Source organism: Ruminiclostridium herbifermentans, assembly GCF_005473905.2.
Taxonomy (GTDB): domain Bacteria; phylum Bacillota; class Clostridia; order Acetivibrionales; family DSM-1351; genus Ruminiclostridium; species Ruminiclostridium herbifermentans.
The window spans coordinates 2,124,735-2,140,667 of sequence record NZ_CP061336.1 but is presented as its reverse complement, the minus strand read 5'-3'; the positions used below and the strand labels follow the sequence as shown (position 1 = coordinate 2,140,667).

13 protein-coding genes are annotated in these 15,933 nt (G+C 33.2%); all 13 read right to left on the bottom strand.

The annotated features are described in order from the left end of the window. Nucleotides 1–69: 69 nt before the first annotated feature. The gene (locus tag EHE19_RS08890; RefSeq protein WP_137696275.1) at nt 70–1,203 is read right to left on the bottom strand and encodes a glucose-1-phosphate adenylyltransferase; all 1,134 of its coding nucleotides are present in this window, start codon (nt 1,201–1,203) and stop codon (nt 70–72) included. Nucleotides 1,204–1,325: 122 nt separating this feature from the next. Continuing rightward, the gene (locus EHE19_RS08885; protein WP_171003494.1) at nt 1,326–1,502 is read right to left on the bottom strand and encodes a hypothetical protein; all 177 of its coding nucleotides are present in this window, start codon (nt 1,500–1,502) and stop codon (nt 1,326–1,328) included. 366 nt (nt 1,503–1,868) lie between these two features. Beyond that, nucleotides 1,869–2,723, bottom strand: a complete 855-nt coding sequence (locus EHE19_RS08880; protein WP_137696276.1) for an orotate phosphoribosyltransferase — start codon at nt 2,721–2,723, stop codon at nt 1,869–1,871. A 200-nt stretch (nt 2,724–2,923) separates the two neighbouring features. After that, nucleotides 2,924–3,625 (bottom strand): histidine phosphatase family protein, encoded by a 702-nt coding sequence (locus tag EHE19_RS08875; RefSeq protein WP_137696277.1) that lies wholly within the window; start codon nt 3,623–3,625, stop codon nt 2,924–2,926. 324 nt (nt 3,626–3,949) lie between these two features. Continuing rightward, nucleotides 3,950–4,870 carry a dihydroorotate dehydrogenase gene (locus tag EHE19_RS08870; RefSeq protein ID WP_137696278.1) on the bottom strand — a complete coding sequence of 307 codons (921 nt, stop codon included), beginning with the start codon at nt 4,868–4,870 and terminating at the stop codon, nt 3,950–3,952. A gap of 153 nt (nt 4,871–5,023) precedes the next feature. Continuing rightward, nucleotides 5,024–5,818, bottom strand: coding sequence for a dihydroorotate dehydrogenase electron transfer subunit (locus EHE19_RS08865; protein WP_137696279.1), 795 nt, complete (start codon nt 5,816–5,818; stop codon nt 5,024–5,026). Nucleotides 5,819–6,340: 522 nt separating this feature from the next. Then, complete coding sequence (gene carB, locus EHE19_RS08860; protein ID WP_137696280.1) at nt 6,341–9,553, bottom strand: carbamoyl-phosphate synthase large subunit; 3,213 nt, start codon at nt 9,551–9,553, stop codon at nt 6,341–6,343. Between the two features lie 54 nt (nt 9,554–9,607). After that, the gene (locus EHE19_RS08855) at nt 9,608–10,687 is read right to left on the bottom strand and encodes a carbamoyl phosphate synthase small subunit (protein WP_137696281.1); all 1,080 of its coding nucleotides are present in this window, start codon (nt 10,685–10,687) and stop codon (nt 9,608–9,610) included. A gap of 139 nt (nt 10,688–10,826) precedes the next feature. Further along, the gene (gene pyrF, locus EHE19_RS08850) at nt 10,827–11,780 is read right to left on the bottom strand and encodes an orotidine-5'-phosphate decarboxylase (protein ID WP_137696282.1); all 954 of its coding nucleotides are present in this window, start codon (nt 11,778–11,780) and stop codon (nt 10,827–10,829) included. A gap of 110 nt (nt 11,781–11,890) precedes the next feature. Beyond that, the gene (locus EHE19_RS08845; protein ID WP_137696283.1) at nt 11,891–13,177 is read right to left on the bottom strand and encodes a dihydroorotase; all 1,287 of its coding nucleotides are present in this window, start codon (nt 13,175–13,177) and stop codon (nt 11,891–11,893) included. Continuing rightward, nucleotides 13,161–14,102: an aspartate carbamoyltransferase catalytic subunit gene (locus EHE19_RS08840; RefSeq protein WP_137696284.1), complete on the bottom strand. Its 942-nt coding sequence runs from the start codon at nt 14,100–14,102 to the stop codon at nt 13,161–13,163. Before EHE19_RS08840 ends, EHE19_RS08845 begins: the two co-directional genes overlap by 17 nt. Nucleotides 14,103–14,114: 12 nt before the next feature. Continuing rightward, nucleotides 14,115–14,651, bottom strand: coding sequence for a bifunctional pyr operon transcriptional regulator/uracil phosphoribosyltransferase PyrR (pyrR, locus tag EHE19_RS08835; RefSeq protein WP_137696285.1), 537 nt, complete (start codon nt 14,649–14,651; stop codon nt 14,115–14,117). A gap of 326 nt (nt 14,652–14,977) precedes the next feature. After that, nucleotides 14,978–15,892 (bottom strand): RluA family pseudouridine synthase, encoded by a 915-nt coding sequence (locus EHE19_RS08830; RefSeq protein ID WP_137696286.1) that lies wholly within the window; start codon nt 15,890–15,892, stop codon nt 14,978–14,980. Between the last annotated feature and the right edge of the window lie 41 nt (nt 15,893–15,933).

The window sequence follows — 15,933 nt, the reverse complement described above, 5'->3', positions numbered from 1 at the left end:
TAAATTGATTTCTATACAACTAAATTTTTATATCTAGAATATGCAAAAATCTGTTACTCATCATGAGTCCTATTCGATAATCTGCCCCTCGTCTATATAGTAAATTTTACTATCTGAACTATTTTCATTACTTATTATTGGAGATTTTATCCATGAATTACTACCTGCAATTGTTCTGTTAATAGTTACATTATCCTCTATTCTTACATTAGACATTATAACAGAATCCCTTATAACAGCTCCTCTTCCAACAAATACACCTGGAAAAATAACAGAGTTATTTACTTCTCCAAGTATATAACAGCCCTCACCAAGCATAGAAGAATTTACTTTAGCGGTATGATTAATATATAGGGGCGGTACAGTAATATGTTCGCAATAAATTTTCCACGAAGGATCATAAAGATTCAATTTATTGTCTTCTTCCAGTAAATCCATATGTGCTTTCCAAAAGCTGTTGACAGTTCCAACATCCATCCAATATCCATCAAATTTGTATGAATTAACATTAGCATCTGAGTTCATTAGCTTCGGAATAATATTCTTTCCAAAATCATTTGATGAATTATCATCCTTTTCATCCTCTATAAGACATTTCTTAAGAAAATCAGTATTAAAAATATAAATTCCCATAGATGCAAGATTACTGTTTGGTTCTTTTGGCTTTTCTTCAAACTTAATTATTTTACCATTGTCATTTACTTCCATAATACCAAATCTACTTGCTTCTTTCCATTCAACACTTGTAACTGCAACCGTTACATCTGCAGACTTTTTTATATGCTCATCAAGCATTTTAGAATAATCCATTTTATATACCTGATCCGCCGAAAGTATAATAACATATTCTGGATTATGCATATCTATATATTCAAGATTTTGATATATAGCATTTGCAGTTCCTTTATACCAGCAGCCTCCTTTTTCGTTCATATATGGAGGAAGTATTGTTATTTGTCCTCTGCCATTATGCATATCCCAAATACCGCCTGAATTTATATGGGAATTTAAAACTAATGGCTCGTACTGAACAACAATTCCAATTGTATATATATTTGAATTAATACAATTACTTAAAGCAAAATCAATAATTCTATATTTGCCACCAAAAAGTACTGCAGGTTTCGCTAATTTTTTTGTAAGAGGCTTTAATCTTTCGCCTCCTCCACCTGCTAACACCATCGCTAACATTTTTTTAGTCATATTCGCTATCATCCTTTGTAGTAATTTTTTATGTTGTAAAACCACACATTCCTGAAAATAAAATAAATACAAAATTTTTCGATATAATTCTTACAATATTTAGCATTATTTAGAAAGCAATACTAATAATAATACTGCTTTTCTGTATAACTAATACTATTGTTAAGCGTTTTATTGTCTTCTACATTTTGTAATTGTGTAACTCTTTCAGAATGATGACTAGCGTATTTATATAGTACTTTGCGATCGCCTTCATTTAACTCTGTACTTTTTTTTTGTTTTTCTATTATGTTATCCATATACTTAATCACCTCGAAATAATATATGATATATACTTCTTAACTATTACTAATAAAAACAAAATTTTTAACAATTATTTGAATCTAAATATTAATTATCATCAATATTGTCCCCATTAAGAAAAAAAGAATTTATTAAAATAGCCCTTTCTCAATTTTAATTATTTGCTTTCTTAACAAACATTTAATAACACTCCAATTTTTTTAAATTAACAAAATAAAAGAGCCCTTAAATTACTTGTAAAAGCATTTTAAGAAACTCCTATTTTTACTTTAAATAGCTAATTTTTACACTACTTATTTAAAATTGTTAAATTACTTAATTAATCATATATTATTAATAATGAATTATATTCAAAAGTTGATTTATAATCCATAAATGTTTTGTTCAATACAGATTTTTGCACGCTCCGCTGTTTTAGGATCTGATTTCAATGAATTCTCTAAAAACTCTGGGTGTTCCTTTAAAAAGGACCTCATTGTCTCTGTTGGGTCATCTAAATATTTCATCAGCATATGGTGCTGAGTTGCTGTAATGTGTCCTTCCTCTAGCGCACCATCAAACAAATCTTCATTAACCTTCATCAGAGCATGTGATGCAACACCAGCACTCTCTAGCTTTTCTGCTCCACCCTGCAGCCTGTCAATAACAACAAGACTATATTTCAAGTTTCCGTTTAGCGCAGTAATAGCTGGTATCCATGCTCTTATATAGCTTGATGCTTCTGTAATAATATCAGCTATATGTAGTACATTTGCATTTTTTAAATCCTTTATTTCAGAAGAAATTCCATTTTGATATAAAACTGCTGACAAATCTTTAAATATTGTAATATGAGGCAATTTTAATAAATTAGCAATTATTAATGAAAAGAACCAGTCTCTTCTTTCTCCGCCTGATATATAATCTATATTTTTCAAATCTATATTTTCCTTAATATAATCACACATTGATGAAATAAGGCCTCTATATATTTCATCTGATTCAAAATTCTTGTATGCAAGTTCAAGAATTACCTCTGAGCACTCCATTTTGTTTTCCTTGCATACATCAATAACCTTAAGCAAGCTATTTGCCTTTTCCTCACTACCGTATAGAAAGTGTGTATTTATATAGTAGGGACCTATTTTAGACGATGTATACCAAAAAGGTTTATTTTCAGGACAAACTCTAACTGCATCTGTTTTAAAGAGCCAAGTTACTAGCTTATTATTATCCATTTTTCTCCTCCTAAATGTAAATTATTATTATGGTATTCTTTATTGAAACATTACTTATTTTAATATGGTTTCTTTTAATATAGTTTCTTTAATATGATTTCTTTTAATATATTTACTTTTATTATGTTTTCACAATGTAATCCTCTTAATCCACAAATACTATTATTTACTAACTTTCCAGATGAATTTTTCGTATTATATTAAAAATCACTAAGCTTCTTTTGCTTTCTTTTCTTTTCCATAAACTCCTGCCACCACTGTTGATTCTGAACTGTACTCAACTCAAAATCAAGATGATCAGCATCACCTTCCATCAATACTTCAAATTCATCTTTTTCATTATCATAATCAACTACTGTAACAGATGTATTATCATGCCAATATATATTTTTCATATGTTCAAGTGTACATCCGTAAAATTTGCAAAGCATTGTACGTATCGCTCCACCATGCGTTACAATGCAAATATTCTTACCCAAATTATTTGAGATAATACTTTTCACTTCTTTTATAAGTCTCTCATATAATTCAACAGTACTCTCACCATTTGGCATCTGATGAAGATGGGGTTCATTTTCCCATGTATAGTTCTCTTTTGGATATAATTTAGGAATATCATCAAATGATATATTTTCCCAGTCTCCACCATTTATTTCCTTCATCTTATCGGTTCGAATTATGGGTAGCTGCTTTATATCTGCAATATACTGAGCTGTCTGTAATGTACGAGTCAAACTGCTTGAATATATAATATCAATAGGAATATCTGCCAATCTTTCAGCTACTTTCTTAGCCTGTTTATGGCCTTTTTCAGTAATCTTACTATCATACCATCCATGAAATACTCTTTGTAAATTACCTTCTGCTTCTGCATGTCGTACAAATATTAGCCTTGTCTTCATGTTACCTCCAAAGCGACATATATTCTATGTTTATTAATTATATCAAATCTGATAGCAAATGTTTACTTATCATGTTAAATTATTATTATTAAAATTTATATTATTATGCAATAACATATGTAGCACTTACAAATGGTATAACTCAAGAAGTACTTTTGCCTTTAAAAACTAATGTATAAATTATATATCTTAAGTTAGTGTAAAAGCATAAGCCTAATCAAAAATATGTCCAGCAACTTAAAAGCCTTCTTCAAATAAAATAAAAATGGCTGACTTTTTTATATTCCTATAAATGTAAATTAGCAGTCAACCTTTTTATTATAATTAATTAAGCTCTAGTTTTCCAATGATATCATATATACTATTATAGTTATACCTCTTTAAGTATTGTTCGATTCCTTCTTTAATTTCAATTGGACATAACGGATTAACAAAATTAGCAGTTCCTACCATTACAGCCGATGCACCTGCCAATAAAAATTCAATTGCATCATCGCTGGTGGAAATACCTCCCATACCAATAACAGGTATTTTAACTGCTTGAGCAGCCTCATAAACCATTCTTAATGCTATTGGCTTTACTGCTGGACCTGACATACCTCCAAAATTATTTGCCAAAATAGGTCTTTTTTTGTGTATATCAATAGCCAAACCTAGTATTGTATTTATTAATGAAATACAATCCGCCCCAGCTGCTTCAGCTGCCATTGCTATTGACTTGATATCAGATACATTTGGCGTTAGCTTTACTATTAATGGCTGCTTACAATATTTTTTTACATTTGAGGTTATCTCCTCTATCCCCTTTGGCGTAGTTCCAAAAGCCAGACATCCTGCTTTTACATTTGGACAAGAAACATTAAGTTCAATTGCATCAATTTCTGAAGACCCAAGAATTTCAGCCATTTCACAATATTCTTCTATTGTATTACCTGCTATGTTTGCAATTATTTTTGTTTTATATTGTTTCAGAAACGGTAAGTCATCCTTGATAAATGCATCAACACCTGGATTCTGTAATCCAACACTATTTAATATACCAGCAGGAGTTTCTGCTATTCTTGGCGGAGGATTGCCCTTTCTTTCCTTTAATGTAAGTCCTTTAACAGATATACCACCAAGTTCATTCAAGTCAACATATTCACTGTATTCTTTTCCAAAGCCATAAGTGCCTGATGCCATAATAAGCGGATTTTTAAAATCTATTCCGGCAATTTTTACACTTAAATCTACTTTATTCATAATTAATTTTGCCTCCTAAAGCAAAGGTCAATATTTATATAAGCTAACTTTATATTTTAATATTAAATAAAAATATAAAGTCAAATAATTTTCAACTAGAAAATATGAAAGCATGTTCTGTACAAATGCTGCTTTTTATTTGCAAAATAGTAACCATTATTCCCAGCAGACATCTGTGCTCCAAAATACTGGGCCGTCTTTACAAACATGACTAAAGCCCCACTCATCTTCTCCTTGCTTTGTTTTGCAAGCACATACCAGACAAGCACCAATACCGCAGCCCATTCTCTGTTCCATCGACACTTGGCATGCTATATTATTTTTTTCTGCTATAGCTGCTACCTTGCGCATCATGGGCGTAGGGCCGCAAGTATAAATCAAATCCAGCTTTTGTCCCAGCTTGCTAAGTTCAAGTATCCTTTGCTCCAGCAAGTCAGTCACAAAAGCCTTGCTCCCATATGTTCCATCATCAGTAGCTATTTCCACATTTTGTGCTGCGGCCCTAAACTGGTTTTCCAGCACAACAGCAGCTTTAGTTCTAAAGCCCAGCAGAGCTGTCTTGTTTTCTGCTTTACTGCTCTTGAGTAAATATAGCAGAGGAAAAGTTCCTATTCCACCACCAACAACACAGATATTTTTATATTTGTCATCTATCAAAAATGGATTCCCTAAAGGGGCCATTATGTCAACATCGCCTGCACATTTGTGACATAGCTTTTCTGTGCCGTTGCCTTTTATTTGAAACACAATATCAAAGGTGTTTTTGGCTTTATCAACATCACAAATGCTTATAGGTCTTCTTAGCAAAGCATCTATTCCACCGCATTTAACATTAACAAATTGCCCGGGCAATGCATTTGCAGCAACATACTCAGACTTAATAGTCATTTTAAATACGTCCTGACAAAGCATTTCCATATTATCAATTTGTTCCTTTAAAACTTTGGACATTATTATCCTCCGCCTCCTCTTTTATAATTCTCCACTAACACTGGCAAAGCACTTGCATTTTGTGGCTTGAAAATGCACTATGTTAGTACAAATCACCCAAACTAATTTTAACGTAGCTAATACAAAACAACACTTTCTGCATACCGATGCATTATTGCATGAAAAAGTACTAAGCAGTAATATATATCTACTTGCGAAATTTAGTTAGAAATTGATGCTAGAAATATTAGGTGAAGAACAAGTATTGCACCCTACACATCAGAAGTTAGTGGCTGCGAGCATTGCCCCCAAGACAGGATGTCTTTGTAAAAAATTCGGCAGAAGTGCTTGTTATTAACCATAACTATTTCAGCATCAATTCGTGTAAGCAATAGATATATATTGCACGTGAGTACTATTTAAACAGTTTACAATAGATATACTAATGTTTCTTGTTTACACAACTACCACACTGGTAAAAAACTTGTGGCTTTTGATATTCGAAATAGCACAATGTTTGTATAAACTAGCTTTTTCAAGCTGTTACTCAAAAATACTCAAGTTCAACACATCTAGTTCTCCCAAAGTTTTACCCAGCTTCAAGCACTTTAATATTGCATTTGCTGTATCAAGTGAAGTTAAGCATGGTATTGACATTTCAACTGCCTTTCTTCTTATCTTGAAGCCATCTCTATCAGGCTTTCTACCCTTTGTAGGAGTATTGATTATTAAACCTATTTTACCTGATTGAATCAAATCCAAAATATTTGGTGAGCCTTCATCAAGCTTTTTAACTGCATTAGTAGCAATACCTTTGTGATTTAACATATTTGCAGTCTTTCCTGTACCATATAGTGTGAAGCCAAGCTTTTCAAAGCCTTCTGCAATCTCTGCTAACTCAGGCTTATCAGTATCTCTTACTGTCATTAATATTCCATCACCCTTTTGAGGCAATTTTATACCTGAAGCAATTATTCCTTTATAAAGAGCTTCTGGGAAATTGTCTGCTATACCTAAAACCTCTCCTGTAGACTTCATTTCAGGACCTAATGTGGTATCAACACCATGAAGCTTTTCAAATGAGAATACAGGAACTTTAACAGAAACATAATTTGGTTCTTTATACAAACCTGTACCATATTTAAAGTCACTGAGTTTTTTACCCATCATAACTTTAGTGGCTAAATCTACCATAGGTATACCTGTAACCTTGCTTATATACGGAACTGTACGACTTGATCTTGGGTTAACCTCTATTACATAAACCTCATCATTATATAAAACATATTGAATATTAACCAAACCTACTACATTGAGTGCTTTAGCCAATCTTTCTGTATAATCAACGATAATAGCTTTAGTTTTTTCACTAATTGTCTGTGAAGGATAAACGGAAATACTGTCACCAGAGTGAACTCCAGCTCTTTCAAGATGCTCCATAATGCCAGGAATAAGCATATTTTCACCGTCACAAATAGCATCAACTTCAATTTCCTTACCCATCATATACTTATCTATCAATATAGGATGCTCTTGAACAGTTCTATTAATTATTTCCATAAACTCAATAACATCTTTGTCACTGAAGGCTATTTCCATTCCCTGACCGCCAAGTACATAGGATGGCCTTACAAGCACAGGATATCCTAACTCATTTGCAGCAGCTAATGCTTCCTCAAGTGTAAATATTGTTCTTCCCTGTGGTCTTGGAATGCCAGTTTTTTCAAGTATCTCATCAAATTTTTCTCTATCCTCAGCAGCATCAACACTTTTTGCTTCTGTACCAAACAATTTAACTCCATAATCATCAAGAGTTTTTGTCAACTTAATTGCAGTTTGACCTCCAAATTGTACAATAGCACCCTTTGGGTTCTCTGCTTCAACAATATTAATTACATCCTCAGGAGTAAGTGGTTCAAAGTAAAGCCTGTCTGATGTATCAAAATCTGTACTTACTGTCTCAGGGTTGTTATTTGCTATTATAGTCTCGTATCCCATATCCTTTAAGGCCCATACAGAATGAACTGAACAATAATCAAATTCAATACCCTGACCAATTCTTATTGGACCTGAGCCCAAAACTAATATCTTTTCTCTATTTGAAGGTTTAACCTCAGAATAATTATCATAAGTTGAATAGTAGTATGGGGTTTGAGCTTCGAACTCAGCTGCACAGGTATCAACCATTTTGTAGGTTGCAACAATTCCTTCTTTCTTTCTTAATTCAGTAATTTCTTCTTTTGTTGAATTAGTGAATTTAGCAATTATGCTATCTGTAAAGCCCATTTTCTTTGCTCTTCTTAATACAGCTTTGTCCAGCTGATCAATTTTAAGTGATTTAAGTTTTTCTTCCATAAGCACAAGTTCTTTTATCTTGCAAAGGAAGAAGTAATCAATTTTAGTTATATTATGAATTTCATCAAGTTCAACTGAACGGCGTATAGCTTCTGCAATGACAAAAATTCTTTCATCATTAACATCCTCAAGCTTTTTCACAATCTCATTACCATCAAGCTGCTTGTATATATCCTGCTCTAATGTAAATAATCCTAATTCAAGTGAGCGAATAGCTTTCATTAAGGCAGCCTCAAAGGAACTGCTTATAGCCATTACTTCACCAGTTGCTTTCATTTGTGTGCCAAGAGTTCTCTGCGCTTTAACAAATTTATCAAATGGCCATTTTGGTATTTTAACTACTACATAGTCCAAAGTAGGCTCAAAGCAAGCATATGTTTTACCTGTAACAGCATTTTTAATTTCATCTAGACCATATCCAATAGCAATCTTTGAAGCAACCTTTGCAATTGGATAGCCTGTTGCCTTTGATGCTAATGCAGAGGATCTGCTAACTCTAGGGTTAACCTCAATAACTGCATATTCATAGCTTGTAGGGTGAAGAGCAAACTGTACATTACATCCTCCCTGTATCCCTAAAGCAGATATAATTTTTAGTGCCGAGGTTCTAAGCATTTGATATTCTTTATCAGCCAAGGTCTGAGATGGTGCAACAACTATACTGTCTCCCGTATGTACTCCTACAGGGTCTATATTTTCCATGTTACATACAGTAATAACATTACCCTTACTATCCCTCATTACTTCATATTCAATTTCTTTCCAGCCGGCAATACATTTTTCTATAAGAACCTGATGAACACGGCTTAGTCTCAGTCCATTCTCACCAATTTCTCTAAGTTCACTTTCGTTATTTACTATACCGCCGCCTGTTCCTCCTAGTGTATATGCAGGTCTAACAATAACAGGATATTGTATTTCATTGGCAAATGCAATTGCATCCTCAATAGTTGTTACCACTTTACTTGCAATACAAGGCTCACCTATTCTTTCCATGGTATCCTTGAAATCCTGTCTGTCCTCAGCCATTTTAATAGCTTCAGTTGCAGTACCTAAAAGCTTAACTCCCTGTTCCTGCAAAAAACCCGATTCAGCTAATTCCATTGCCAAGTTTAGTCCGGTTTGTCCTCCAAGAGTTGGCAATATACTGTCAGGTTTTTCAGCAATAATAATATTTTTAACCACTTCTGCCTTGAGTGGCTCTATATATACTTTATCTGCAATATTTGCATCAGTCATTATTGTTGCAGGATTACTGTTTACTAATACAACTTCGATTCCTTCTTCTTTAAGTGCTTGACATGCTTGCGTTCCGGCATAGTCAAATTCTGCAGCTTGTCCTATGATAATTGGTCCTGATCCAATAACCAGTACCTTGTGTATATCTTGACGTTTAGGCATTTAATATTCCTCCACCCTAAAAATTTTTATTAAAGTTAAAAATTCTATACTGAGTTACTTGCTTTTTGATTGTTCAATCATATAAATAAATTCATCAAATAGATATGCTGTGTCACCTGGTCCTGGAGATGCTTCTGGGTGGAACTGTACAGTAAACAACGGTGCGTTTTTATATTTAATTCCTTCAATAGTTCCATCATTCATATTAATATGACTTACACTCATTATTTCTTTGTTAAGTGAAGACTCAATAATTGTGTATCCGTGATTTTGTGAGGTTATATAAGTCATGTCCTTTTCAACATCTTTAACAGGATGATTACAACCTCTATGTCCATACTTAAGTTTTTCTGTCTTTGCTCCATTTGCCAATGCTGTCAGCTGATGTCCTAAGCATATCCCAAACATTGGCTTTTTACCTATAAGATTTTTAATAGTTTCTATTTGAAATTGGCAATCCTGAGGGTCTCCAGGTCCATTTGAAAGCATAATACCATCTGGATTAATAGCCAATATCTCATCTGCATTAGATGTAGCAGGGAAAATAGTAACATCACATTTCCTGCTTAATAATGACCTTACTATGTTCTTCTTCAAGCCATAGTCCAAAAGAGCAATTCTATAACCATCACCTGAATAATGCTTTACTTCAGGTGTAGTCACTTGCAGAACTGGTTTACTTATAGTATATTTCTTTAGCTTTTCCAGCTTTTCTTCAATTTCAGTCAGATTTTCAGCTGTAACTATAGTACCCTTCATGGTACCTTTATCTCTTAAAATTATTGTAAGTTCCCTTGTATCTATTCCCTCTAAGCCAATTATCTCATTTCTCTTAAGATATTCATTTAAAGTTTCTATTGACCTCCAATTGCTTGGCGTTTGGCAAAGTTCTCTTACAATAAAGCCCTTAACCTGAGGTTTAAAAGATTCTACATCATCTAAATTGACACCGTAATTACCTATTAAAGGATAAGTCATACATACAATTTGTCCACAATAGGATGGGTCTGTAAGAACTTCCTGATATCCTGTCATACCAGTATTAAATACAACCTCTCCAACTACATCCCCTTCCATTCCAAAACTATTTCCCTCAAAAACTGTTCCATCTTCCAGTAATAAAAAAGCCTTCATATTCCACCCCTATATATATTTTTTACACCTTAACCGTTTCATCTATAAAAAATTAATTTGTCTATTATATTTTTATAAATAAGAAAATAACTTTACATAATATAATATCCATATTAATTTATTTCTTAAGCTAAACCTCTTATTTTTGATTTAAACCTTCATTTAATGCCGAATTAAGGTCATTTTTCATTCTAATTACTTCAGCTCTTGAAGCATCGGCAAATTTCTGTTCATTATATTCATTTTTCCAAATATCGGATTTATATGCACACATTACACTTCTTGATGCATTTACTATTGCCCCAAGCCTATCTTTTTGGAATGAATTTACACAATCTCTTGCTGTACCTCCCTGAGCTCCATAGCCAGGAACTAATATATATGCTTTCTTCATTATTGACCTAAGCAGTTTTGCCTGATTGGGATAAGTAGCACCTACAACAGCACCAACACTGCTATACCCATATTTACCCGTAACTGGCTTTCCCCACTCATATACATATTCAGCCATAATTTCATATATACTTTTGCAATTTTGAGTAACAAGATCTTGAAGCTGACCTGAAGATTTATTTGAAGTCTTTACAAGAACAAAAATACCTTTTTCATTATTTATACAATCATTTATAAAAGGTTTGATGCCATCCTCACCTAAATATGGATTTACTGTTAGTGCATCCACATCAAATGCCTTTTGTTTAATTTGCTTGTCAATTTCTGTTATTCCTAAGAATGCATTTGAATATGCTTCAGCAGTGGTACCAATATCATTACGTTTGCCATCAGCTATAATTATTAAACCTTTACTCTTAGCATATTTGCAAGTTTCATCAAAGGCATAAATACCATCAACACCATACATTTCATAATATGCCAGCTGAGGCTTTACAGCAGGAACCAAATCATATATTGCGTCAATTATCATTTTGTTAAACTCAATAATTGCCTCTGCACAGCCCTTCAAATTTAAACCGTATTCCTTGAAGGTTTTGTCCTTTATAAACGCTGGTATATATTCCATTTTTGGATCTAAGCCAACTACTGTTGGATTATCCTTTTCTTGAATACCTTCTATTAATCTGTCAATAAACATCTTAACTTCCTCCGTTTTCTCAATATCATTTTATCCGATGCCTACCACCACTAATTTTGAGCATTAAGTGATAATAAGCAGCCCATGACCGGGGACTACACATTCTATGATTACAAAAGTACCTTTTCTCTAACTATTGGATTTCCGTTTACAATTGTATATTGCGGCTGTCCATAGAGTTTGAATCCATCAAAAGGTGAATTTTTACTTTTTGATTCAAATGTACTTGTATCTACAGTATATTGTTCATTTATGTCAAAAATTAAAATGTCTGCAGATTTACCTATTTCTATTGTTCCTTTATTTAAGCCCAGCATTTTTGAAGGATTTACACACATTTTGTTAACTAGTTCTTCAACTGTAAGATGCCCAGGTTTTACTAAATATGTTATTGCTAACGGAAAGGCTGTTTCAAAACCAACCATACCATTAGCTGCGAGCTTGAATTCAACATTTTTTTCATCTATGTGATGAGGAGCATGGTCAGTTGAAATTATATCAATAGTGCCATCCTTTAAGCCTTCAATAATTGCCTCTACATCTTTTTGAGTTCTAAGAGGTGGATTAACTTTTGCGTTAGTATTAAAGCCTTCGCAAGCTTTCTCTGTCAGTGAAAAGTAATGTGGACATGTCTCTGCTGTAACATTAACTCCTCTTCTTTTAGCATTTCTAATCAAATCTACTCCAAGTTCAGTGCTCACATGTGCTATATGAACAGTTGCTTTTGTATATTCTGCGAGTATTAAGTCTCTTGCTATCATTACCTCTTCAGCAGGAGCAGGGTTACCTTTTAATCCAAGTATTGAAGAATAGTAGCCTTCATTCATAAGACCCTCATCAACAAGATCTAAGTCTTCACAATGCGAAATTATTGTTATATCAAACATAGATGCATATTGCATAGCCTTTTTCATTAAAGCTGAATTGTTGACAGGTCTGCCGTCATCAGAAAGTGCAACTGCTCCAGCAAACTTTATTTCACCTATTTCACTGAGTTCTTCACCCTTTAAGCCTTTTGTTACTGCTCCAATAGGATATACATTCACAATTCCATCAGTTTTTGCCTTATTTATAATATACATTATCATTGCTTCATTATCTAAAACAGGATTAGTATTAGGCATACATGCTATAGAAGTAAAACCGCCTTTCGCTGCACTTCTAGTTCCTGATTCTATATCTTCTTTATACTCAAAACCTGGTTCTCTTAAATGACAGTGTGCATCAACAAGTCCCGGTAAAACATACATTTCCTTTGCATCAATAATTTCACAGCCTGTTGATTCTATTTCATTCTCTATTTCAACTATAATTCCATCTTCTATAAGAATATCTGAAATTCTGCTAGTTGCAGATTTTCCATCAAATATACGTCCATTTTTAATTAGTAACTTCATTATTTGTGCCCCTCCTAGTCAAAAGATATAGTAGAGCCATTCTGATTGCAACCCCATTTGTAACCTGTTCATTTATAAAAGACTGCTCTCCGTCAATGACTGAAGATGCAAGCTCTACTCCTCTATTTACAGGTCCAGGATGTAAAACCAAAGCATCTTCTTTTGCAAGCTTCAGTCTCTTGTCATCAATGCCAAAGAATCTTGAATACTCTCTTATTGTAGGAAATAATCCTTTTTTCTGACGCTCTAACTGAATTCTAAGCCCCATAACCACATCAGCATCTAAAATTGCTTCCTGAACTGTGCTATATACCTTAACACCCAATTTATCAATATCTCTTGGAATCAATGTTGCCGGCCCTGATATGCTAACCTCTGCTCCAAGCTTAGTAAGTCCCCATATATTACTTCTAGCTACTCTGCTATGTAGGATGTCTCCAATAATAGCAATTTTCAATCCTTTTATTGTTCCCTTTTTCTCAAGTATAGTAAACATATCTAGAAGAGCTTGTGTTGGATGTTCATTCATTCCGTCGCCTGCATTAATAACAGAAGCTTTAATATTTTTAGCAAGAAGATGTGGTGCTCCTGACATTGGGTGTCTAATAATAACAACATCCGAACCCATCATATTAATTGTATTTCCAGTATCAATAAGAGTTTCTCCTTTTGAAACACTGCTGCTTGATGCTGATATATTTGCAGCACTTGCTCCCATATATTTTGAAGCAAGTTCAAAGGAAAGCCTTGTCCTAGTACTATTTTCATAAAAAAGAGTTATAATTGATTTTCCTTGTAGATGAGCAGTTTTTTTATTGTTTGAAGTTACAATATACTTCATTGTCTTGGCAGTTTCCAATATATATTGTATCTCCTCAGCTGAAATATCTCTAAGTCCAAGTAAATCCTTAGATTTCAAATTCATACTCCATTACTCCTATTCTTTGTTTGTAATAGTAACACTATTTTCGCCATCAATCTCTTTCACATTAACATGAACTATTTCACTTCTAGAGGTTGGTACATTTTTACCTACATAATCCGCTCTGATAGGCAGTTCCCGGTGTCCTCTATCAATCATAACAGCCAGCTGTATCATCTGAGGTCTGTTAATATCCATAAGTGCATCAATTGCAGCTCTAACAGTTCTTCCAGTATAAATAACATCATCAACTAATACTACTTTTTTGTTTGCAATATCAAAATTAATTTCTGTGCCGTTAATAACCGGATGTTCATTTAGCAAACTCAAGTCATCACGGTAGAGAGTAATATCCAATATACCTACAGGAATTTCAGTATTTTCTACTTCTTTAATTTTTGCTGCAATTCTTCGTGCAAGAGGTACACCTCTTCTTTGAATACCCATTAAAACAAGGTTTTCAACACCCTTGTTCTTTTCGATAATTTCATGGGATATTCTTGTTATTGCTCTTGAAATAGCACTTTCATCCATTATTTCTGTCATTTGCATATCAAATCTCCTTTCCTCTACCTATGATATTTGCCTAATTTTTTTAAACTTATGTATTCATATAGAAAAATGTATTTATACGTTAAAAAAGCTTCTTGCCAAAGGCAAGAAGCTTAAACATATCACAAATATAATCTCACATATATAATCATATAGATGTATAAACGATTATACAAAATAATGTCTGTTTAAAATCTCACCTTATTGCCTCTCTGGACAAATTTAAAGGTAAAAATACATTATTGACTTAACTCAATATTTATATATTGAAGCTTAGTTTTTACTAAAAGTAATAATATCATAACAAATTAAGGTTGTCTATAAATTTATTTCAAATTTCTTAATTCTTCTACAAGCTTTTGAAAGTAATCTGGTACATCCGTTTCAAATTGCATTTCTTCACCAGTAATTGGATGTTTAAATTGTAATCTGAACGCATGCAAAACCTGACCATGGGTCTTAAATCGCTGTTTCTTTCTGCCATATACGGCATCCCCAATTATTGGGTGATCTATATAGGATAAATGCACTCTTATCTGATGCGTTCTGCCTGTTTCAAGCTTAAGTTCCAAATAGGTTGCAGTAGAAAATCTCTCACGTACTGTAAAATGAGTTATAGCTTCCCTGCCGTTTTTCAGATTGACACTCATTTTTTTTCTATCTACAGGGTGTCTGCCAATTGGTGCATCAATTCTGCCATTGTTTTCATAAATAATGCCTTCTGCCAAAGCAATATACTCTCTTCGAATATCGTGGGTTTTCAAATCTTCCGAAAGTTTTTCATGTGCCTTATTGCTTTTTGCAACTACAAGAAGTCCTGAAGTATCTTTATCAATTCTATGAACGATACCTGGTCTAATCACTCCATTAATGTCCGACAAGCTATCTCCGCAGTGTTTCATCAGAGCATTAACCAATGTACCTGTATAATTGCCAACTGCCGGATGTACAACCATTCCCTTTGGTTTATTAATTACAATAATATGTTCATCCTCATATACAATGTCTAATGGTATATCCTCAGCTAAAATATTCAGCATTTCAGGCTCAGGTACATTAACAACTATATTATCTCCAGCTTTTAGCTTAAAATTCTGCTTTACCTTTTCTCCGTTTACAGCTACATTCCCATCCTGACAAAGCCTTTGTATATAGGTTCTGGAATAGTCCTCCATATTTGATGAAAGCCAAGTATCTATTCTTGCATCATCTATATCACATTCTAATATTATTTCTTTCACTATAACCCTCCAAAATTCTATCAATTAAATACTTCCAGTAT